Raw genomic sequence first — 20,543 nt, forward strand, 5'->3', positions numbered from 1 at the left:
GTAGACTCCTACGGGCGGGATGCCCTTATGCCTCCGCCTCGATAGCGTCTGCTTCGTCCTCGTAGTACTTTTCGATGAGGTCTTCGTCGATACGGTTGAGCTCTTCTTTTGGCAGCATCGAGAGCAGGTTCCAGCCGATGTTGAGGGTTTCCTCAATCGAACGGTTCGTGTGTGTACCCTGCTGGACGAACTCATTTTCGAAGCGCTCTGCGAAGTCGAGGTACTTGTTGTCACGCTCGCTGAGTGCCTCGCGACCGACAATGTTCACGAGGTCACGAAGGTCCTCACCCTCTGCGTACGCGGCGTACATCTGGTCAGAGACGTCGGCGTGGTCGTCACGGGTGAGACCTTCGCCGATACCGTCGTCCATGAGACGGGAGAGAGATGGGAGCACGTTCACTGGTGGCTCGAGACCCTGACTGTTCAGGTCACGGTCCATCACAATCTGCCCTTCCGTAATGTAGCCGGTCAGGTCAGGGATTGGGTGCGTGTCGTCGTCACCAGGCATCGTGAGAATCGGAATCTGCGTAACCGTCCCCTCACGACCCTTGATGCGGCCTGCACGCTCGTAGAGCGTAGCAAGGTCAGTGTACATGTAACCTGGGTACCCACGTCGACCAGGAACCTCCTCACGTGCGGCACCGATTTCACGGAGTGCCTCACAGTAGTTGGTCATGTCCGTCAGGATGACGAGCACGTGGTAGCCCTTCTCGAAGGCCAGGTACTCTGCGGTGGTGAGTGCGAGGCGCGGCGTGACCGTCCGCTCGACTGCGGGGTCGTCTGCCAGGTTCATGAAGACCACAGAGCGTTCGAGTGCGCCCGTGCGCTCGAAGTCTTCCATGAACTCGTTTGCCTCTTCTGCGGTGATACCCATCGCACCGAAAATCACGGCGAACTCGGTGCCCTCGCCTTCGTCGCCTGCTTCCTCAGGCACGGTCGCCTGACGAGCAATCTGGAGTGCGAGGTCGTTGTGTGGCAGACCAGATGCCGAGAAAATCGGCAGTTTCTGGCCGCGCACGAGGGTGTTCATGCCGTCGATGGAGGAGACACCCGTCTGGATGAACTCCTCTGGGTACTCACGCGAGTACGGGTTAATTGCTTCACCCACGATGTCGCGGCGCTCTTCTGGGACGATGTCAGGGCCGCCGTCGATTGGCTTGCCCGACCCGTCCATGACGCGCCCGAGAAGGTCCTCGGTCACTGGCATCTTCATCGTCTCGCCAAGGAAGCGGACGGATGCCTTGCGGTTGAGACCGGTTGTACCTTCGAAGACCTGAATGGCCACGAGACCAGTACTCGATTCGAGCACCTGACCACGCTTGATCTCGCCTTCAGGCGTCTCGATTTCGACGATTTCGTCGTACCCAATTGGTTCGTCGACTTCGACGAACACCAGCGGGCCACTGATTTCGGTGATTGTCTGGTACTCTTTCATTAGTAGAGCTCCCGGAGTTGTTCGGTGATTTCGGCTTCGAGGTCGTCGATGAACTCGTTGTAGTCCTCAGCCGTTCCGATACGGTTCAGACGTGGCGCTGCACTGATAGCCGTAATCTCCTCGACTGGGAGACCGGCTTCGAGTGCCTTGAACGCCTCATCGTTGAACGTCTTGATTGCCAGAATGATGCGGTAGGTTTTCTCCGGTGGGCAGAACGTATCCACGTCGTGGAATGCGTTCTGCTGGAGGAATGCCTCACGTAGGTAGCGAGCGACTTCGAGGGTCAGCTGCTGGTCTGCTGGGAGGGCGTCCTTACCGACGAGCTGGACAATCTCTCGGAGTTCCGTTTCCTCGTCGAGCACGTCGACCGCCCACTGGCGCGTTTCTGGCCAGTCTTCGGCGACATTCTCGACGAACCATGGGTCGAGCTGCTCACGGTAGAGCGAGTAGGACTCGTTCCAATTGATGGATGGGAAGTGACGACGCTCTGCTAAGTCTGCGTCGAGTGCCCAGAACGTTTTGACGATACGCAGAGTGTTCTGCGTAACTGGTTCGGAGAAGTCACCGCCTGGTGGGCTGACTGCACCCACAACGGAAATCGACCCTTCCGTGCCGTTCATGTTCTCGAACATTCCTGCACGCTCGTAGAACTGGGAAAGACGTGCCGAAAGGTACGCTGGGTACCCTTCTTCACCGGGCATCTCTTCGAGACGCGAGGAGATTTCACGCATTGCCTCTGCCCAGCGAGACGTGGAGTCTGCCATCAGTGCAACGTCGTATCCCATGTCGCGGTAGAACTCAGCGATAGTGATTCCCGTGTACACACAGGACTCACGTGCTGCGACGGGCATGTTGGACGTGTTTGCGATGAGGCAGGTACGGCTCATGAGCGGCTTCCCGGTCTTTGGGTCCTCCAGGTTCGGGAAGTCGTCGATAACCTCGGTCATCTCGTTACCGCGCTCACCACAGCCGATGTAGACAACGATGTCTGCGTCGGACCACTTGGCAAGCTGCTGCTGGGTAACCGTCTTCCCGGACCCGAATGGGCCTGGGATTGCGGCCGTCCCACCTTTCGCGATTGGGAACAGGCCGTCCTGGATACGCTGACCCGTGACGAGTGGTTCGCGTGGGGTCTTCTTGCTGACCGTTGGGCGTGCCTTACGCACTGGCCATTCCTGTCGCATCGTGATTTCCTCGCCGTTTTCGAGTTCGACGACCGGCTCTTCGACGTTGAAGTTGCCCGATTCGGTGGAGGCAACGACGCCGCCTTCGAAGTCTGGCGGGACCATCACTTTGTGCTCGATACTCTCGGTCTCTGGGACCGTGCCAACGATGTCGCCCGGTGCGACTTCGTCGCCTGCGTCGACGGTAGGAGTGAATTCCCACGTCTTTTCAAGGTCGACACCAGGGGCGTCGACACCACGGTCGAGGAAGGCACCCATCTTCTCTTCAAGGACGTCGAGTGGGCGCTGGACACCATCGTAGATGGAGTACAGCATCCCCGGTCCGAGGTCGACGGTGAGCGGTTCGCCGGTACTCTCGACCGGTTCGCCGGGTGCGACGTTGGACGTTTCCTCGTAGACCTGAATCGTCGTCAGGTTACCTTCGATTTCGATGACCTCGCCCATCAGACCTTCGTGGCCGACGTACACGACGTCGTTCATTCGGGCTTCGAGGTCCGTGGCGGTCACAACGGGACCGCTCACGCTCTCGATGACACCATCTTGTCGTACGGTGTCGGATTCGGTTGCTTGGCTCATGGTTTAGTCTTGCTCCATCAGGTCGATACCGATAGCCCGCTTGATCTTGTCGCGGAGGCCGCCACTGCCGGCGCCACCTCCGAGCGTCACGAGCGTCGGTTCAACGCTTGTTTCGACGTTATTGCGAACGTTGCGTGAGAGGTATTCGAGGTCGGGGTCGTGCATGACGACAATCCCGACATTCTCGTCGTCGAGGATGCGCTGGACGGCGTCGTCCAGTTCTGTCTCTTTGTCCTCTTCTGCGACGTTCTCGAACTTGCGGACACCCGCAAGCCGAAAGCCCGTCGTGAAGTCGGGGCTTCCAATCACGGCAATTTCCTGGCTCATTGTATCACCAGTTCGTCTTCAATTTCGTCTGCTTCGAGTCCTGCCTCGAGGCCGCGCGCGATGGCGCGGATGTTCTCGACCTCGCGCTCTTTGGCGAGGATGTACGCGAGCACCGGGCACACCGACAGTGGGAAGGCGTGACTCAGGTGGTCGGAGTATTCGAGCAGGGCCTCGTCGAGCGCGTGCTCGAACGCGATGAGGCTGTCTGCGGCTTCGAGCTGGTCGAGGGCCGCAGAAAGGTCGTCGCCGTACGGTCCGTCGCGGATGCGTGCGACCAGCTCGTCAGTGTTGGAGACGAGTTGGCGCATTTCCGTCGCAGAGAAGAGTCGTCCGCCGTCGATAAAGTATTCAGACGGGTCAATGTCCGCACCACTTCGTGCGAGACGAAGCGCGTTGCGGACGTTACGGAAGTCAATCTCTGCGCGGAGGAACTCGACGTAGAGTCCCGTCGCGCGGTCCGGTTCCGGCGGCAGCGCGTTCACGAGCGTGCCGTAGAAGGCACGGTCGATGGCGTTTTCGAGGGGGACGAGAACGCCCTTTTCCTCGTATTCGGGGTACGCGGCAGCGAGTGGCTTGCCGAAAATCGTGCCCGAAAGCATGTCCACGACGTCCTCGATGTCCGTCGCTTCGGTGAGACGGGCGAGGAAGTCGTCGTCGAATTCGCCTGCACGCACGAGGTCGGCCTCGACGTCTTCGCGGGCAGAGTCCGCGTAGATGCCGCGGATAATCGTCTTGACGTTCCAGGCGTCGAACTTCCGGAGGTACCGGGCGATGTAGTCGTAGAGTTTGCCGTCCGCCCAGCGAAGCAGGTCGTTGAAGTGCTTCGCCAGATTCCGGTTGAGGGCGAACTCGATGAGGTCGACGCCGCTGTAGCGGGAGCCGAGTGCATTCATCTCCTCTTCGTACTCCGTCTCCTCCATGAAGCGCGCAATCTCGCCAGGACCCATCCGGACGAGTTTGCGGTAGTCCTCTTCGCTGAACAGCGCTGCCCGGCGCGACCGAACACGTGCAGTGACGTACTCGTAGTTTGAACTGGTGTCGGTCACCCGTGCCTTCATTGGTCGAATAACCGCTCGCTTGTTTCTTTCAGGTTGTTCTCCCAGACACGGTCGAGTACCGAGTCAAACGTGTTGTTGACACGGATACGCGACTTCTCACTCTCGAGCACGACGCCGCCGAGGCAGTCGTATTCGCCAGCGTAGGCGTAGTCGTACTCGTCTGCAAGGGTTTCGAGCAGTGCAGCGTCGTCGGCACGGCCGTAGATCGTGACATCGTCGCCGTCGTCGAACTCCTCGCTTGCGACGTCGAGCAGCTCACGGGTGAGCTCCTCACGAGTGTCGCCTTCGAGGTTTGCGATTGCCACTTCGACGTCCTCGCGAACCTGTGCCAGGACGTTGCGGCGTGCTTCAAGGCGCTTTTGCTTGGCCTCGAGTTTCGCACTCGATAGCTGCTGCTCTCGCATCTGTGTGATTTCGCGCTCTACTTCCCGCTCTCGTTCGTCGAGGATTTCCGCGGCGTCGGATTCTGCCTCAGAGACAAGCTCTTCGGCACGCTCCTCGCCCTCTGCGCGTATCTCTTCCGCACGCGCGCGGGCTTCTTCCCGGATATCCTCAACAACTGTCTCGAGACTCATGGGTGAAAGAGAAGGGGTGTTTAGACCACGAACACGACAACGAGTGCGAGAATCACGAGCGTCTCAGGAAGGACCGTGAGGATGAGCCCGCGACCGAACATCTCGTCGTCTTCTGCGATTGCGCCGACTGCAGCGGCGCCAATACCGCGCTCTGCGTAGCCTGCACCGAACGCAGCGAGACCGACAGCGAGGGCGGCGGCAGCCGTTGGTGGGATGGCTGCGACAGCCTCAGTGCTTCCTTCTTGCAGTACGACGCTCATCAGAGTCATGATAGTTTCGAACATTGTGATTTGTGGTTTTACTTAGTCCTCAGTGGTGTACGTTCTCTCGTAGCCGAACGGTTGGTACTTCTCCCCACCGCCTTCATAAAACTTCCCAAAGAACTCGACATACTCCAGACGCACGGCCTGTAGACCGGCGCTGGTGATACCGAGCACCAACACGAGCAGGTGCCCGATGACGAGGATGACAAGTCCGGCGATGGCGCCGAGTAACAGCTCAGTTGGCGAGGAACCGTTGAGCATCCCGGCGAACATTACTTCTTCTGCAGGAATCTCCGCCAACGACTTCTCGCTGAAGAAGATCAGGTGGAACGCGCCGTCGTGGACGTACGCGCCGAACACGAGCAGGTTCACCACGAATGCCATGCCCGCCTTCGCGAGCAGCACCGCGGCGATACGCGTGTACGACAGGACGTTCACGACGACGTTCAGGCTCTCGAGGAGGCCAATGGCGCCCTCACCAGCCAGCAGCATCACGAGGCCGATACCCGCGACACCGAGCATAGCGAGACCAGTTGCCTCCGAGAAGCCACCGAAGCCGAGGGCGAACGGCTGCCCGTTGAACACGGTGAACATGAATTCGGGCTTCGAGTCGGCGGCGTGTTGGCTGAAAATCCAGCCCCAGACGCCGAGCATCAGGACGACCCACGACCCCTTCTCGAGGACGGCGTCTTTGACACCGTGTGAGAGGAAGTCGACGAAGCCGAAGATGTACCCGATGGTCATGTGAGCAAGCCCGAGCAGCAGGCTCAGGACGAGCCACGTCGAGGCGTAATCAGCGTATTCCGGCTGCAGACCTTTGTGGATTGGCGGGTGTCCTGCCCAGACGATTTCCCCGAGTTGGTGTAACCCGAATATTTCGCCGTACAGGATACCGAACAGCGCCGTGAATCCACCGGCCCACATCGCGATTCCGCCGAGACTCTTGACGACTTCGTTCTCGAACCGACTGTAGATGAGGTAGCCGAGCCCCATGTAAATCAGTCCGTACCCGAGGTCACCAATCATGAAGCCGAAGAAGGCCGGGAAGGTCAGGAACAGGATGACCGTTGGGTCGAGTTCCGAGTACTTCGGCCGGTTGATGACACCCGTGAGGGCTTCGAACGGCTTGACCGTGCCAGCAGGGTTGTCCTGGATGACCGGCGGGTTGCCGTGGCCCATCGTGGTGCCACCGTCGGTGGCTGCCGCACCTGCGCCAGACTTTGCTGGTTCTGTCGCGTGTGCGTGGCCTTCTTCGTCGTAGTCTGCACGCTCGAGTTCGTCGATTTCCACGTGGTCACCGACGGCGTCCTTGAGCGCGCTTGCGAACGTCGAGTAGCGCTCGGTTGGCACCCAGCCTTCGGCGACGAACGCGTTCTCGGTCGTCGCGAACGTCAGTGGTGCCTCGCGCTTCTGGACGTCGATGGAGAGTCGCTCCTCTGCGGCGAGCAGGAAGCCCGCTGCATCGAGTTTCAGACTCTCGATTTCCGACTCCACGCTGTTGAGCTTCGAGCGAAGCTGCTGGGCGCGGTGGCGGAGTTCTTCGATGTACTCCGCAGGACTCCCCTCTGCATCGGGGATGTCGAGCGGGGTGAACGCGTTGCCGACGAGGATGTCGTCGAGCGTCGCGTCGTCTGCGAGCCGAGCGACGACGGCGATTGCCTTGTCGCTCGTGTACATCTCGAAGGCTTTGACGTCGTCTGCTGCGAGCAGTGCCCGCTCGACGACGTCGGCTTTCCCTTCGCCCACGGTGACGGACACCGAGTCGTACCCCGACAGCAAGTCGAGGTCGATGCCGAGTGCGGCGAACGGTTCCATCGTGTCGATGCGATCTTCGACCGCGCGGAGCTCGTCTCGAAGCTCGTCCCGACGGTCGTCGAGTCGATTTACTTCGGTACGAATCTCTTCGAGTTCCTCTTCGAGGGCGTCGTCGGTGACGATGCGCGTCGGTCCCGCATCTTCCGCGTCGACGTCGAGGATGCTCTGAATCGAGCGCACGGTGACGAGTTTCTCCGAAGCGTCGTCGGCACCGGAGACTGGGTCGCCGGGAGCGAACCCGTCCCAGGCACCGTCGTACTCGGAGAGGTGCACCATGTTCAGGTCGTGGACAGTCTCGATGACCTCGCCCATGACGGATTTTGAGCCGGTCACCGAGACACGGCTCATTTGCTTAGGTCTGAGCATGAACCGCCTCCTCGAAGGTTTCGACGACGAAGGAGACGACGTCGTCTACCCGCGACTGCGCGCGTTCTTCGAGGGCCTCACGTTCCGCTTCACCTGCTGCGAGAATTTCCTTGCGTTCGGCTTCGATCTCCTCCTCTGCCGAGGCAAGTCGTTCTTCTTCAAGCTCGCGGGCCTCCTCGTGGGCCTCTTCGCGAATCGCTTCAGCACGCTCGCGTGCCTCCGCAATCCGTTCTTTGCGCGCGGTCTCGGCCTGTTCTACAATTTCATCGGCCTCCCGCTCGGCCTCTTTGATTCGGTCGAGAACCTCTGGCCTAGCCATTCTTATATCAGCCGAAACTTGCACAAGCGCCTATATGGTAGTTGCGAATACGTTCGCGTACGTACGGGAGGAATCGTGACACATCACCACGGACTGGCGGTCATATATCCGCAGAGTTATGCCGCACCCTTCCCTAGGCTCGACCAATGGGAGTCCTCGAGCACAAGGGCCGTGCCCGCCTGTTCTACAAGTACCTCTCCAAGGTGTACGACCAGGTGAACCCGTACATCTGGAACGAGGAGATGCGTGCTGAGGCCCTCGAATTGATCGACATCCAAGACGGCGACCGCGTCCTCGACGTCGGCTGTGGGACCGGCTTCGCCACCGAGGGAATCCTCCAGTACACCGACGACGTTCACGGCCTGGACCAGAGCATCCACCAGCTCGAAAAGGCGTGGGCGAAGCTCGGCAAGCGCGACACGGTGAAGTTCTACCGGGGCGACGCAGAGCGTCTGCCCTTCCGCGACGGCCAGTTCGACAAGGTCTGGTCGTCAGGCTCTATCGAATACTGGCCGGAACCAGTCACGGCCCTGCGCGAGATTCGCCGCGTCGTCAAACCCGGCAACAAAGTACTCATCGTCGGCCCGAACCACCCGCGGAACTTCGTCATGGGCAAGCTCGCGGACGCGATGATGCTGTTCTACGACGAGGCCGAGGCAGACCGGATGTTCAGCGAGGCCGGCTTCGTGGACGTAGAGCACACGCTCATGGGGCCGAGCTACAGTCCCGAGATCGCCATCGTCACCGTCGCCCGCGCACCCGAGAACTAGAACGACCACCTCCGCGACGGCGACCGTTCTGTTTTCCGAGATGATGCGGACGGTGACAGTATCCCCCGGAGCCACAGCTGGGCGGTTCGTCGCCGCGAATGCGACCGTCGCCTCCTCGCCCGCCGACCACTCGTCGTCCGAGGCGACGTTGAACGGACCGGTCGGCCCGCTCTCGAAGCCGGTGGCCGCGAAGAACGGAACTGGTGGCTGCTGGGCGAGTGGCTCGTCGTTTATCGAAATCTGAATCGAGAGCGCGGCGACCGAGAGCGAATCGCCGTCACGGAGGACGAACGTGAACTGGCCCGTGTCGGGATTCACGGTCACGTCGATGACCGCTTGCGGCGCTGGCGAGGCCGGACTGGACTGCAGGACCGTCGCTCCGACGAACCCCGCACCGACGACGGTGAGCAGGGTCAGGAGGACGACGCCGAGCACGGGCGAGGTTCCACGACGGGACACACGGCCCCTGGCCTCGGCTTTCGATAAAAAGTTACGCGACGGACGCGCGAACCGAGCGGCCGTTGGCCGAGGCGATGACCGTCCCGCGGTCGCGCGGTTGGATGACCCAGACGGTGCCGTCCTCACCGGTGGTTGCTACCTGCTGGCCGTTTATCGAAATCGTGCCATCGACGGGGTCGCCCGTGTCCGCATCGACGAGCGTGAGATTCATCGGGCCGCTCCCGTGGGTCGTCTCGACGGTCAGCGTGAGGCTGTCGTTGGTCGTGGTCTGCGGTGCGTTCGTGGGCACTTCGTCCAGGTCCTTGTGCTGTATCTCGTAGAATATTTCGCCGGTTCCGCCGTCGAGGTAACTCTGGAGTATTCCCTGACTGTGTGGGAACTGGAACGGATAGATGCCGACGAAGCCGAGTTCGGGCGACCCGTAGTTTCTGCTTCGACTGTTTTCGAGCGCCCACGGGTGGAGTTCCTCTGCGCGTGACTCCACCTTATCGAGGTCGCCGTCGTACTGGTCTGGAGCCGTCGGGTTGCGGGCGGAGGGGACAGACACTTCGCGGACGTACTCGTCGCCCGCGATGGTCACGAGGACGATAGCGGAGTCAGAGGTTTCGAGGTACACGGTCCGTGGCGTCGCGCGCCCTTCGACGACCAACGCGGAGTGTTCGCGGATGGGGCCTTGCAGTTCGAGGAGTGACGCTCTGGCGAGGGAAATCCCCTTGGCGATGCGAGAGCGCGTGATGTCGTCGGCCGCAGATTCGACGGTGTCGACCCGGTCTTCGAGCGCGGTGGCCACCATCCAGATGGTGGCGAGTTCGCGGAGTAGCTGGTCCGAGGTGAGGTCGCCGCTATTGTACGCGGAGAGCGCGTCGAGTTTGCGCTTTTCGAGGGCGTTTACTTCCGCGGTTAACTGGTCTGCCTCGCTCTGGATAATGATTTGTCGTTCTTCTTCGCTTCCAGCAGTTGCGAGTCGCTCTTCGAGCGTCAGTGAATTCAGCCTCGCGTGCAAGCCGTCGTTTTGCGCAGAGAGCGTCGCAGCCACGTCGAGCGACGCGATGCCGTAGCCGGTGCGTTCGACGTTGCCCTCGGCGATGGTGAGGTAGGCCGTCGTATTGTCGGCGGGGACGACGGGTTCGACCTGTGCGTAGGTCGGGCCGGCGACGGGGACGGCCACCGCGCTGGAGGAGAGCAAGACGACCAGCGCGAGAGCGAAAGCGAACGTGCGGCGCATCTAGTATTCTTGTTACCAGTGCCAGTACAAAAAGGCAGTTGAAGCTTCGTCAGTGGTTCAGCGAGCGTCTGAGCGGCCCCGAGACTGTTTAAAGACGCCTGAGACGTTTTATTCTCGATAGAAAGCGTTTTGCCCCCGTACTGAGCAGAAACAGGTATGCGGTCACGCATTGCCGCAAGCTGTGCCCTCCTCGTCATCCTCAGTTTTGCGGTGCCGGGAGTGGTAGCCGACGTTCCCGGGCATCCAGCCACTGCTCTCCAGGACGAACCGGCAAACGAAGGCGTGACCATGACCGTCGACCTCCAGCCGAACGGAGACGCCCGCTGGACCGTCTCGACGCAGTTCGCACTCGAAACCGAAAACGAGACACAGGCGTTCGAGAAACTCGCCGCCTCCTTCGAGGATGGCGAATCGGAGGTGGGTTTCTCCGTCGACGTGTTCAAGCGAGCGAGCAAACTCGCAAGCGAGCACACGGGCCGTGAAATGGCCATCGAGGGGGTCGCCTACAGCCACAGCGTCGAGAACGAGACGGGAACGCTGTCGCTCATTTTTACCTGGACGAATTTCGCAGAGGTGTCCGCAGAGGAATACCGCGTCGGTGATGCGTTCAACACGTCGAGCGGGACGTGGCTGCCACAACTCCGGGCAGACCAGCAGTTGATTATTCGGCCGCCGGAGGGCTACGCCGTGAGCAGCGCGCCGATTGGCTTCCGCAACGAGACGCTGCGCTGGCAGGGTCCAACCACGTTCACCACCGAAGACCTCGAAGTCACGTACCGACCCTCGGACACGGAGACGCCCGGCGTTGACCCAGAAGGAAACGACTTGCCGCTACTCGGCCTCGGCATCCTCGCGTTCGTGGTCATCGGCCTCGCCGCGTACATGTGGTTCATCCGCCACGACAGAGACGACGCGCCGGCCACGCCCACGTCGAGCACGAACGGCGGCGAAACGACAGCAGTGAGTACACCGACGACTCAGGAGACCGACCCCGAGCCGGAAGACACGGAACCGGACGACGAACCCGAGGTGGACCTCGACCTGTTGAGCGACGAAGAGCGCGTCGAACGCCTCCTGCGGGCCGAGGGCGGCCGGATGAAGCAAGCGACCATCGTGAAGGAGACGGGCTGGTCGAACGCGAAAGTCTCCCAGTTGCTCTCTGCGATGGACGAGGCCGGCCGCATCGAAAAGCTCAGAATCGGCCGTGAGAACCTCATCAGCCTTCCTGACCGCGAGCACGGCGGCGAAAATTAAACCCGGCGTCCCTCGTTAGACGTTTGGAAAACGTTTAACCAGCGTAGGGCTTGACCTAGGATGAGCATGAAAGTCCTTGTCACCGTAAAGGAGGTGGCAGAAGTCGAAGACGAGTTCGAGATTGACGGACTCAAAATCGACGAACGCTACCTCGAATACGACCTGAACGAATGGGACGACTACGCCGTCGAGGAGGGCGTCCAAATCGCCGAGGCAAACGACGACGTCGAAGTCGTTACTGTGACCATCGGCCCCGAACGGTCAGAAGAAACCATCCGCATGGCCCTCGCGAAAGGCGCAGACCGCGCCATCCGCGTCTGGGACGACGCCCTCGACGGTGCTGACTTCGTGGACGTCGCCACCAAAACCGACATCCTCGCCGCCGTGGTCGAAGACGAACAGCCAGACCTCGTTCTGACGGGCGTCCAGGCCGGCGACGACGCCTTCGGCGCGACCGGCGTCTCGCTCGCCGACGCTATCGGCTTCGAGTGGGCGGCCGTCGTGAACGCCCTCGACCTCGATGTCGACGGTGGCGTCGCCCACCTGCGTCGGGAACTCGAAGGCGGCGTCGAGGAACTCACCGACGTCGACCTGCCAGCGGTTCTCACCATCCAGACGGGTATCAACGAACCGCGCTACGCGTCGCTGCGCGGCATCCGGCAGGCCCAGAGCAAGGAAATCGCGCCGAAGTCCTTCGAGGACCTCGGGCTCGACGCCTCGGTCACCGAGAGCGAGATTACGCTCACCTCCATGTACGAACCAGAATCCGAGAGCGACGCTACCATCTGGGAGGGCAGCGCCGACGAGACCGCCGGGAAACTTGCTGAATTCCTCCGCGACAAAGGAGTTGGTCAGGCATGAGCGACGTACTCGCAATCACCGAACACCGCCGCGGCGAACTCCGCGACGTCAGCTACGAACTCATCACGGCTGGCCGCCAGCTCGCAGACGAACTCGGCGGCGACCTCCACCTCGCCGTCATCTCCGGCGACGTCTCCGGCTTCGCGGACAAACTGAACCGCGAAGGCGTGGACACAATCCACACCGTCGACGAAGGCGAAGAGTTCAACCACGACGTGTACACGCAGGTCATCACCCAGCTCTACGACGAGCTCCAGCCGGGTGCCCTGCTCATGCCGAACTCCGTAAACGGCCTCGACTACGCACCCGCCGTCGCCAACCACCTCGACCTGCCACTGGTCACCGACGCCATCGACTTCTCCTATAACGGGACGCTCGAAGCGACCCGCGAGCAGTACGGCTCGAAGGTCGAGACGACGGTGGAAGTCGACGCAGACCACGTCGCCCTGACCATCCGCCCCGGCGAGTGGCCGGGCGCAGAGGAGACCGGTGACGCAGACGTCGTCTCCTTCGAAGCGTCCATCGACGAGTCGGCCGTCAAGTCGACCGTCACCGGCTTCGAGGAAGTCGGCGGCGGCGACGTCGACATCACCGACGCGGACATCCTCGTTTCCGTCGGCCGCGGTATCAAAGAAGAGGAGAACATCGAACTCGTCCAGGAACTCGCAGACGCCCTGGGCGCGACCCTTTCGTCCTCGCGGCCAATCGTGGACAACGGCTGGTTGCCGAAGAACCGCCAGGTCGGCCAGTCCGGCAAGGTCGTCACCCCCGACGTCTACATCGCCATCGGGATCTCTGGGGCAGTCCAACACGTCGCCGGGATGAAGGGCTCTGACACCATCATCGCCATCAACACCGACCCGAACGCGCCAATCTTCGACATCGCCGACTACGGGATTGTCGACGACCTGTTCGACGTCGTCCCAGCGCTGACCGAGCAGTTCAAGTAACCACGTCGCCGTTTTTTAGCCCAGATTTTACTGATTTTTCGAAGCCAAAATAGCAGTGAGCGGACGCCGCCTCAGTCGTCGAGCGGCGGCGCCGTCTCGGGCGGAACGCGCGTGTCCGCAACCTGCTCGAAGGCGTAGGCCAGCGAGAGGAGCGTCGTCTCGTCGTACGGTTTTCCGATGAGTTCGACGCCTGCGGGGAGGCCGTCGTCGGTCAGGCCGGCGGGAACCGAAATCGCACAGAGGCCGGACTGAGAGGCGAGAATCGTGTTGGTCGGGAACGTCAGGGTGTCGAGTTTGCCCGCTTCGATGGACTCGGCCGTCGGCGGGACGACCTGCACGTCGGGACAGAGCAGCACGTCAAGGTCGTGTTCGGCGTAGACGTTCAGCACGTCGCGCTGGAACTTGAGTTGCGCCGCGACGCTCTTCCAGTAGTCGGGGTCCTCGGTCGGGTCGTCCGGGCCGTCTTCCGCGATGCCGATGAACAGGTCGAGAATCTCGTGGTACTGTCCCGACTCGTAGAGTTCGGCGACCGAATCGACTGGCGCGTCGTCGCGGGCGGCGAAGAACTCGTTCAGGTCGCGTTTGGACTGGAGGATGTAGAGCGAGGTCGCATCGAGGTGTTCGTCCAGATTCGGGACGCTCACCGGGTCGACAATCGTCGCGCCCGCTTCTTCCATCGTCTCGATGGCGTCGTTTACGAGTGCCGTGACCGGGCCGCTGTCGGGGTCGTCTGCTGCGCCGAATGCATCGCGAAGGACACCGATTCGCGCCCCGGAGAGGGCGTCGGCGTCGAGGCTGTCGGCGTAGGACCCCGCGTCGTCGGTGAGTTCCGTGACCGCAGTGTACTCGTCTGCGGCGTCGTAGCCGACGCCCACGTCAAGGACGAGCGCGAGTTCCCGCACGGTGCGCGCCATCGGGCCGGGAGTGTCCTGTGAGACGACGAGTGGCGACATTCCGGTTCGGGGGAGCAGGCCCGGCGTCACGCGGATGCCGAACAGATTGTTGTACGCGGACGGCAGGCGAATCGACCCGCCCGTGTCCTCGCCGATGCCGACGGTTCCGAGGTTCGCCGCCACCGCCGCCCCGGTTCCGCTGGAGGAGCCACCCGGGTCGCGAGCGAGGTCGTAGGGGTTCTTCGTGCGCCCGGTCACCGAGGAGTAGCCGAACCACGACGTCGCCCAGTCGGGGAGATTCGTCTTTGCGAGGATAATGGCTCCCGCGTCGCGAAGGCGCGTGACGAGCGTCGCGTCGGCTTCGGGCTGATAGTCGGCGAAGGCTTCGGAGCCGAACGTAGTCGTGATGTCCGCAGTTTCCACCTGGTCTTTGACCACGAAGGGAATCCCGTGCAGCGGGCCGACGAAGCCGTCTTGCTCGAAGGCAGCGTCGAGTTCGTCGGCCTGTTCGAGGGCGTGGTCGTTCACCGTGATGATGGAGTTGAGTTCCGGCCCGGCGCTGTCGTAGGCCTCGATGCGGTCCAGATAGGCCTGGACGAGGTCCCGGCAGGTGAGGTCTCCCGCCTCGTAGGCGGCGTGGATGTCCTCGACGGTCGTCTCGACGACGTCAAATGTGGGAGTCATTGTCTCGAAGGAAGTACTCGAAGGAGCGGCTTAACCGTTCGTTCGGGGACAACCCACGTGTTGGCGTCCACCTTGGTCGACGGACTGGTCTCACAGTTCCGGGCGACGCGAAATTGTGGGCAACCTGTCGAGTGAACCGTCACGTACTTTTTTCGTCCACCCTCAGAGTTCGGTAATGGAGTATCTGGAGCGTCGGCGCGAGCTGGTCGAGACACGACTGGAGGCGGTGCTCGACGAGATCGAGCCACCGGCGCTCGCGGCGCAGATGCAGCACGTCGCCCTCTCAGGGGGCAAGCGCGTTCGGCCGATGGTGACCGTCCTCTCGTGTGAGGCCGTCGGCGGTAGCGCTGAGGACGCCGTCGATTTCGGCGTCGGCATCGAACTCGTCCACAACGCCTCGTTGGTGGTCGACGACATCATCGACGACTCGGACATCCGTCGCGGCGTCGCGAGCGCGTGGTCTGAGTTCGGCTACGGCCCCTCTATCATCGCCTCGGACGGCCTGCTCGGCGAGGCTTTCTCGCTGTTTTCGACGAACGGCCGGGCCATGGAAGCCGTCTCCGAGGCGATGGTCGAACTCGGTGAGGGCGAGGCGACCGAACTGGTGGCGAAACCCGAAACCGAAGCCGAGTACATGGTGCTCGCCCGGCGTAAGACGGGGTCGCTGTTTCGTGCCGCCGCCGAAGTCGGAGCCATCGCCGCAGAGGCGGACGAGGAGACGGTCGATGCGTTCGGCGAGTACGCAGAGAAGGTGGGGATCGCCTTCCAGATTCGCGACGACGTGCTGGACGCCGTCGCGGACGCAGAGGAACTCGGCAAGCCGACCGGCATCGACGCCGAGATGGACCGCCCGTCGCTCGTCCAGATTACGAACCTTACGCCCGAGGAGGCGAACGACCGCGCTCGCGCCTACTCCGACGCCGCCCTCGACGCCCTCGACCGGGTGGACGCTGCAGACTCGCAGGCACTCGACTACCTCCGGGACCTCGCTGAGTTCGTCGTCGTCCGCGAACGATGACCCTCGGCCTGCAAAGCGGAACGGTCGAACTGTGCGAGCACGACCCGGCGTGGCACGAGGCGTTTTCGATTACTGCCCGCGAACTGCGGTCGCTTATCGGTGACCGAATCGAGCGCATCGAGCACGTCGGAAGGACGGCGATTCCGGGCATCCCCGCGAAACCGATTCTCGACGTGCTCGTCGTCGTGTCGGATGTAGCCCGCGCCGAGGAACTGATTCCCAAACTGCAGAGCCTCGGCTACGAGTACGACGCCGACGACCCCCTCGAAAAACGGCTGTTTTTCACTCGCGGTCCGGACTCGGGTCGCACCCACCACCTCGCGGTGGTCGAAGAAGGGACAGAGCGATTCGAGGATTACGTCGCATTCCGGGATGCCTTGCTGGCAAACCCCGAGTTGGCCGAAGCGTACGCCGCGCTGAAACGAGAACTGGCCGAGCAGTACGCAGACGACCGCGAGACGTATACGAACGAGAAAGCAGAATTCGTCCAGTCGGTGCTCGACTCGCAGACAGGGTAGGCGTAGTCGGTGACGGCGCTGGCGTCAATCGCGAGACGGAAGCTGTTACTCAGTACTCCTCGCGCTCGATGTCGGCGAGGTGGGCCTCGATTTCCGGGTACTCCGAGGTGTCGATGTAGCCACAGATTCCGCCGCCATAGAACGATTCGGGGATTTCTGGCCCCGAGAGCAGCATTCGCGGATCCCCATCGATGTGATTCACCTTGTCGAGTGGAATCACGCGGGCGAGTCGCGGGTCTTTTCGCAGGCAGACGGCTACCCCTTCCTGGACGAGGACGCAGTCGAACTCCTGTGGTTCGTACTCATCAACCTGGTAGACGGTCGGGCGCATGTTCATGCGGGAGATGTAGGCGGCCAGCCTGTAAAAAGGCTCTCAGGCTTCGACCGGTCGGGCAAAGTGGGTTTCCGCCACCGCGAAGGCGAGCGTCGAGGCGAGCGCGAGCAACGTCCCACCAGTAAGGGCCGCCGCGAGGAACGACAGCGTCACGATGCCGAGGAAGTAGGCGCTCACGGCGTGGAGGACGATGGCGATGGCGAGGACGTAGAAGGGCGCGTTCAGGTAGCGCCACTTGAACGTCGCAGCGAGGTATTCGTCGGTCACCCGACCAAGACTGGTCGTGATGCCCGCCGCGGCGAACCAGCGCACAGAGCCGTATAGCAACGCCGCGATGACGTAGAGGGCGTTTGGCTGGCCACCTGGCGTCGCTTCCTGAATCTGGGTCAGCATCTCCATCCCGCTGACCCCGCCGATGAGGAGCAGCGTGCCCGCGACGACGTAGGCGATGAGCGTGACCCGCCCGGCGTAGAGCCCCCGGCGCAGGCGGTCTATCGAGCGGTCGATGGTCTCCTCTAAGCCGAGGCCTCTGAAGAGGACGTAGAGGCCGAGCAGGCCGGAGGTCATGCCGAAGACGGCCCCCGGCAGGCCGAGTTTGTCCGCGATGATGGCGAGGGGGTAGATGAGCAGGAGGATGCCGAGCGGAACGAGAATCGTCCCCCGGGTTTCGGGGTCGTTCAGCACCTGCTTGATGGTGTAGTACATCGACTCTAAGTCCTGGGCCTGCCGGACGATGACTCGGCGAACCCCGTCAATGCGCACCCGCGAGCGGATGACCGGAATCACCGACTCGTCCTGTGCCCCGTCGGTCACGACGAGCGCGCGGATGTCCTCGCCCGTCGTGAGACTCGCGAGGACCGTATCGACTTCCTCGCCGACCTTGCGGTTCGCGGCGATGTCGCTGCCTTCGAGGCCCGTGACCGCGGCGACTTCGACGGTTTCGTCCTCGATGCTGTCGAGGATGTGGATGCCCTCGAACAGGACGTTCACGTCGGAGTCCTCGGGGTCTGCGGTGGCGAGTGCAACGGCGGCGGCTTCGACGGCGTCGCGGCCGATGACGGGCGTAGACAGGCCTGTCTTCCGGCCGAGGTCGTCGTCCAGGTCGATGCACAGCACGAGCAGCATTACTGGAGGCTAGGGTGAGCGTCCGTATAATTGTTTTCTGGCGTCAGTGTGTCAGTTCAGATTCGGTTGCTGTCGCCCGTTTTGCGTCGTCATTTCGGGCGAGTTGTAACGCGATTGCAAGAACCGGCAAGAGCAGGACGCCCCCGAGGACGAACGGCGACCAGTAGCCGATGGTCGCGTAGATGCCGCCCATCAGGACGGGGCCGAAAGTGCGTGCGAGACTCCCCGACCCCTGCGTGAGGCCGAGGGCACTCCCCTGTCGGTCCGCACTCGCCTTCTGGGAGACGATGGTCGTGAGCGAGACGTTCACGATGCCGTTGCCGAGCGAGAGGACGGCGAGGACGGCGAGCAGCGCGAGCAGTTGGTTCGTGAGGAACGAGGCGACACCGGTGAGACTCGGGAAGACCAGTTCGCCGAGGAGGGGCGCGCTTGGAATCCCGAACAGCGCGACGGTGAGCAGGGCGGCCCCGAAGACGGTCAGCCTGCTCTCTGTATAGCGGTTCGTAAGTCGGCCGATGAGGCCCCCTTGAACGATGACGCCGAGGACGCCGATGTAGGTGAGCAATAGCGCGCTCTGTGACTCGCTGTAGCCGTAGATGTCGGCGACGTACGGGATGAACATGATCTGGACCCCCGAGAAGGCAAACGAGATGAGGAAAAACGCGACGAGAAGGCCCCGAAGGTCCTCGTTCAGGATGGCGTTTTTGAGCTGCGTAAGCTGCGATTCGTAGGCGACCGGCTCGTCCGCGATTTCCCGCGATTCGGGGAGGAACCGATACGCGACGAGGAAATTCATGAGCGCGAGAAACGCCGCGACGAAACTCGGCAGCGAGAACTGATTGATGGTGACCCACGGGATGAGCCCCTGGAAGAAGTCCACGACGACCTGAAAGGTGAATACCGCGCCGATACCCGGCCCAAAGATAAAGCCAAGCCCGAACGCCGCGCCGAGCAGACCGAGACTCTTCGCGCGCTCCTCGGGCGGCGTCACGTCGGCGACGTAGGCCTGCGCGGCGGCGATGTTGCCGCCCATCGCGCCGGCGAGCATCCGCGAGACGAACAGCAAGGCGAGGCCTTCCGCGAGTCCGAACAGCGTCCACGCGATGGCGCTGCCGAACACCGAGATGAGGATGATGGGTCGCCGTCCCCGACGGTCAGAAAGGTTCCCGAGGACCGGCGCGAAGAGAAACTGCATCGCCGAGTAGGAGGCCGCGAGCAGCCCGATGACGAGTTCGTCGGCCCCGAACGCCCGAACGTAAAACGGGAGGATAGGGATGATGATGCCGAAGCCGAGCAGGTCGAGAAAGACCACCGTGAAGACGATGCTGATGGTGCGCCGCGAGCTGTCGGCCATTACAGTGGTGCACGTCAACAGGGAGGATAAATCGTCCGCACGAGTCGCACAGTTTTTAGGGCTCGACCGGCAAGACTGGCGATAACGGATGATTTCGAAGGGCTGCGAACAGTGTGCCAAAGGGGGCAAAATGGTGCTGTTCGTCTACGGCTACTGTGACCAGCGTGACTGCTTCTACTGTCCGCTTGGGGAGAACCGCAAGAACGTGACCCAGGTGTACGCAAACGAGCGTGCAGTCGAGTCCGACGAAGACGTCATCACCGAAGCAAAGCGGATGGACGCCCTCGGCACCTCCATCACTGGCGGCGAACCACAGGAGGCGATGGACAAGACGTGTCGCTACCTGCGCCTGCTCAAAGACGAGTTCGGCGAGGACCACCACACCCACCTCTACACGGGCATCACCGGCGGGCGCGAAAATATGCGCCGCCTCGCCGAGGCCGGACTGGACGAGATTCGCTTCCACCCGCCGTACGAACTCTGGGGCGACATGCACGGCACCGAATGGGAGGAAATCCTCTACATCGCCCGCGAAGAAGGCCTCACCCCCGCCTTCGAGATTCCGGGCATCCGCGCCGAACGCGAGTTCATCGACTTCCTCGACGAGGGCGCGGCGGACTTCTGTAACATCAACGAGTTCGAGATGAGCGAGGGGAACTACGAGCGCATGCAGGCCGAGGGCTACGAACTCCGTGAGGGCCACATGAGCGCCGTCGAAGGCTCCCACGACATCTTAGAGGAGATGGCCGTCCACCCGAAGGTGTACTTCTGTACCTCCGTGTTCAAGGACGCCGCCCAGCATCGAAACCGCTTAAAGCGCATGGCGAAGAACCTCCGCCGCGAATTCGACGACGTGACCGACGACGGCACGCTCGTCTACGGCAAGACGTGGATTACACCCGCGGAACTCGAAGCTCTCGGCGTCCCCGAGGAGTTCTACACCGTCAAAGAGAACCACGTCGAAATCGCCTGGTGGCTCTTAGAGGAGATGGTCCAAGAGGGCGACGTGGAGAAAGGCGAGATTATCGAGCAGTATCCGACGGTCGACGGAACTGTGGTCGAACGGACTCCATTGGCTTGAACGACTGTATTTTTGGTCCAGCTTTTTGCAAGCGAGTGCAGCGAGCGCCGTAAAAAGGTGGGAGGGGACGGTGGTCGAACGGACTCCTCTCGCTTGAAC

At 62.1% G+C, this 20,543-nt stretch carries 21 protein-coding genes and 1 pseudogene; 8 read left to right on the top strand and 14 right to left on the bottom strand.

The annotated features are described in order from the left end of the window. Positions 1 to 25 precede the first annotated feature (25 nt). The 8 genes from P0648_RS00435 to ahaH are packed head-to-tail and all read right to left on the bottom strand — an operon-like array spanning position 26 to position 7,918. The gene (locus tag P0648_RS00435) at positions 26 to 1,435 is read right to left on the bottom strand and encodes an ATP synthase subunit B (RefSeq protein WP_277504838.1); all 1,410 of its coding nucleotides are present in this window, start codon (positions 1,433 to 1,435) and stop codon (positions 26 to 28) included. Continuing rightward, complete coding sequence (locus P0648_RS00440; RefSeq protein ID WP_276246218.1) at positions 1,435 to 3,195, bottom strand: ATP synthase subunit A; 1,761 nt, start codon at positions 3,193 to 3,195, stop codon at positions 1,435 to 1,437. Before P0648_RS00440 ends, P0648_RS00435 begins: the two co-directional genes overlap by 1 nt. Positions 3,196 to 3,198: 3 nt before the next feature. Then, positions 3,199 to 3,522 (bottom strand): V-type ATP synthase subunit F, encoded by a 324-nt coding sequence (locus P0648_RS00445; RefSeq protein WP_276246217.1) that lies wholly within the window; start codon positions 3,520 to 3,522, stop codon positions 3,199 to 3,201. Then, positions 3,519 to 4,580, bottom strand: a complete 1,062-nt coding sequence (locus P0648_RS00450) for a V-type ATP synthase subunit C (protein ID WP_276246216.1) — start codon at positions 4,578 to 4,580, stop codon at positions 3,519 to 3,521. The genes P0648_RS00445 and P0648_RS00450 overlap by 4 nt, the downstream gene beginning before the upstream one ends. Continuing rightward, entirely contained in the window at positions 4,577 to 5,155 is a 579-nt protein-coding gene (locus P0648_RS00455) for a V-type ATP synthase subunit E (RefSeq protein ID WP_276246215.1), read from the bottom strand. The genes P0648_RS00450 and P0648_RS00455 overlap by 4 nt, the downstream gene beginning before the upstream one ends. A gap of 20 nt (positions 5,156 to 5,175) precedes the next feature. Continuing rightward, complete coding sequence (locus P0648_RS00460; protein ID WP_276246214.1) at positions 5,176 to 5,439, bottom strand: F0F1 ATP synthase subunit C; 264 nt, start codon at positions 5,437 to 5,439, stop codon at positions 5,176 to 5,178. Positions 5,440 to 5,457: 18 nt separating this feature from the next. Further along, complete coding sequence (locus tag P0648_RS00465; RefSeq protein ID WP_276246213.1) at positions 5,458 to 7,599, bottom strand: V-type ATP synthase subunit I; 2,142 nt, start codon at positions 7,597 to 7,599, stop codon at positions 5,458 to 5,460. Next, positions 7,586 to 7,918 (bottom strand): ATP synthase archaeal subunit H, encoded by a 333-nt coding sequence (ahaH, locus tag P0648_RS00470; RefSeq protein WP_276246212.1) that lies wholly within the window; start codon positions 7,916 to 7,918, stop codon positions 7,586 to 7,588. Before ahaH ends, P0648_RS00465 begins: the two co-directional genes overlap by 14 nt. Before the next feature lie 146 nt (positions 7,919 to 8,064). Between ahaH and P0648_RS00475 the strand changes: the two genes are divergently transcribed. Continuing rightward, entirely contained in the window at positions 8,065 to 8,688 is a 624-nt protein-coding gene (locus P0648_RS00475; RefSeq protein ID WP_276246211.1) for a methyltransferase domain-containing protein, read from the top strand. Between the two features lie 52 nt (positions 8,689 to 8,740). Next, positions 8,741 to 8,932 (top strand): hypothetical protein, encoded by a 192-nt coding sequence (locus P0648_RS00480; protein WP_276246210.1) that lies wholly within the window; start codon positions 8,741 to 8,743, stop codon positions 8,930 to 8,932. A gap of 41 nt (positions 8,933 to 8,973) precedes the next feature. Here P0648_RS00480 and P0648_RS20520 read toward each other — a convergent pair. Continuing rightward, positions 8,974 to 9,273 (bottom strand): annotated as a pseudogene (locus tag P0648_RS20520) (type IV pilin); the annotation flags it as partial. Continuing rightward, positions 9,179 to 10,372, bottom strand: a complete 1,194-nt coding sequence (locus P0648_RS00485) for a hypothetical protein (RefSeq protein WP_276246209.1) — start codon at positions 10,370 to 10,372, stop codon at positions 9,179 to 9,181. The pseudogene P0648_RS20520 and the gene P0648_RS00485, both read right to left, overlap by 95 nt. Before the next feature lie 156 nt (positions 10,373 to 10,528). Between P0648_RS00485 and P0648_RS00490 the strand changes: the two genes are divergently transcribed. The 3 genes from P0648_RS00490 (at position 10,529) to P0648_RS00500 (ending at position 13,437) form a co-directional block, all read left to right on the top strand. Next, positions 10,529 to 11,626, top strand: a complete 1,098-nt coding sequence (locus P0648_RS00490) for a hypothetical protein (RefSeq protein ID WP_277504842.1) — start codon at positions 10,529 to 10,531, stop codon at positions 11,624 to 11,626. A 66-nt stretch (positions 11,627 to 11,692) separates the two neighbouring features. Then, positions 11,693 to 12,487 carry an electron transfer flavoprotein subunit beta/FixA family protein gene (locus P0648_RS00495; RefSeq protein ID WP_276246207.1) on the top strand — a complete coding sequence of 265 codons (795 nt, stop codon included), beginning with the start codon at positions 11,693 to 11,695 and terminating at the stop codon, positions 12,485 to 12,487. After that, a complete protein-coding gene (locus tag P0648_RS00500; protein WP_276246206.1) occupies positions 12,484 to 13,437 on the top strand; it encodes an electron transfer flavoprotein subunit alpha/FixB family protein in 954 nt (317 codons plus the stop codon). Before P0648_RS00495 ends, P0648_RS00500 begins: the two co-directional genes overlap by 4 nt. A gap of 71 nt (positions 13,438 to 13,508) precedes the next feature. Here the strand turns inward: P0648_RS00500 and P0648_RS00505 are convergent, their stop codons facing one another. After that, positions 13,509 to 15,014, bottom strand: coding sequence for an amidase (locus tag P0648_RS00505; protein ID WP_277504845.1), 1,506 nt, complete (start codon positions 15,012 to 15,014; stop codon positions 13,509 to 13,511). A gap of 175 nt (positions 15,015 to 15,189) precedes the next feature. On the opposite strand from P0648_RS00505, the gene P0648_RS00510 reads away from it, so the two are divergent. Together P0648_RS00510 and P0648_RS00515 are read left to right on the top strand one after the other, a co-directional pair. Then, positions 15,190 to 16,032 (top strand): polyprenyl synthetase family protein, encoded by an 843-nt coding sequence (locus P0648_RS00510; protein WP_276246204.1) that lies wholly within the window; start codon positions 15,190 to 15,192, stop codon positions 16,030 to 16,032. Further along, positions 16,029 to 16,550 carry a GrpB family protein gene (locus tag P0648_RS00515; RefSeq protein ID WP_277504847.1) on the top strand — a complete coding sequence of 174 codons (522 nt, stop codon included), beginning with the start codon at positions 16,029 to 16,031 and terminating at the stop codon, positions 16,548 to 16,550. The genes P0648_RS00510 and P0648_RS00515 overlap by 4 nt, the downstream gene beginning before the upstream one ends. A gap of 49 nt (positions 16,551 to 16,599) precedes the next feature. Here P0648_RS00515 and P0648_RS00520 read toward each other — a convergent pair whose 3' ends face one another. Genes P0648_RS00520 through P0648_RS00530 form a run of 3 tightly spaced genes read right to left on the bottom strand, consistent with a single transcriptional unit; the run spans position 16,600 to position 19,363 of the window. Next, entirely contained in the window at positions 16,600 to 16,887 is a 288-nt protein-coding gene (locus tag P0648_RS00520) for a hypothetical protein (protein WP_276246202.1), read from the bottom strand. A 36-nt stretch (positions 16,888 to 16,923) separates the two neighbouring features. Continuing rightward, entirely contained in the window at positions 16,924 to 18,009 is a 1,086-nt protein-coding gene (locus P0648_RS00525; RefSeq protein ID WP_276246201.1) for a DUF373 family protein, read from the bottom strand. Positions 18,010 to 18,052: 43 nt separating this feature from the next. Next, on the bottom strand, positions 18,053 to 19,363 hold the full coding sequence (locus tag P0648_RS00530; RefSeq protein ID WP_276246200.1) for an MFS transporter: 1,311 nt from the start codon (positions 19,361 to 19,363) through the stop codon (positions 18,053 to 18,055). 88 nt (positions 19,364 to 19,451) lie between these two features. Here P0648_RS00530 and P0648_RS00535 point away from each other — a divergent pair, with 88 nt between their 5' ends. Then, on the top strand, positions 19,452 to 20,444 hold the full coding sequence (locus P0648_RS00535) for a radical SAM protein (RefSeq protein WP_276246199.1): 993 nt from the start codon (positions 19,452 to 19,454) through the stop codon (positions 20,442 to 20,444). The last annotated feature ends 99 nt before the right edge of the window (positions 20,445 to 20,543 follow it).

This window comes from Haladaptatus sp. DYSN1, assembly GCF_029489995.1.
In the GTDB taxonomy this organism is placed as follows: domain Archaea; phylum Halobacteriota; class Halobacteria; order Halobacteriales; family Halococcaceae; genus QDMS2.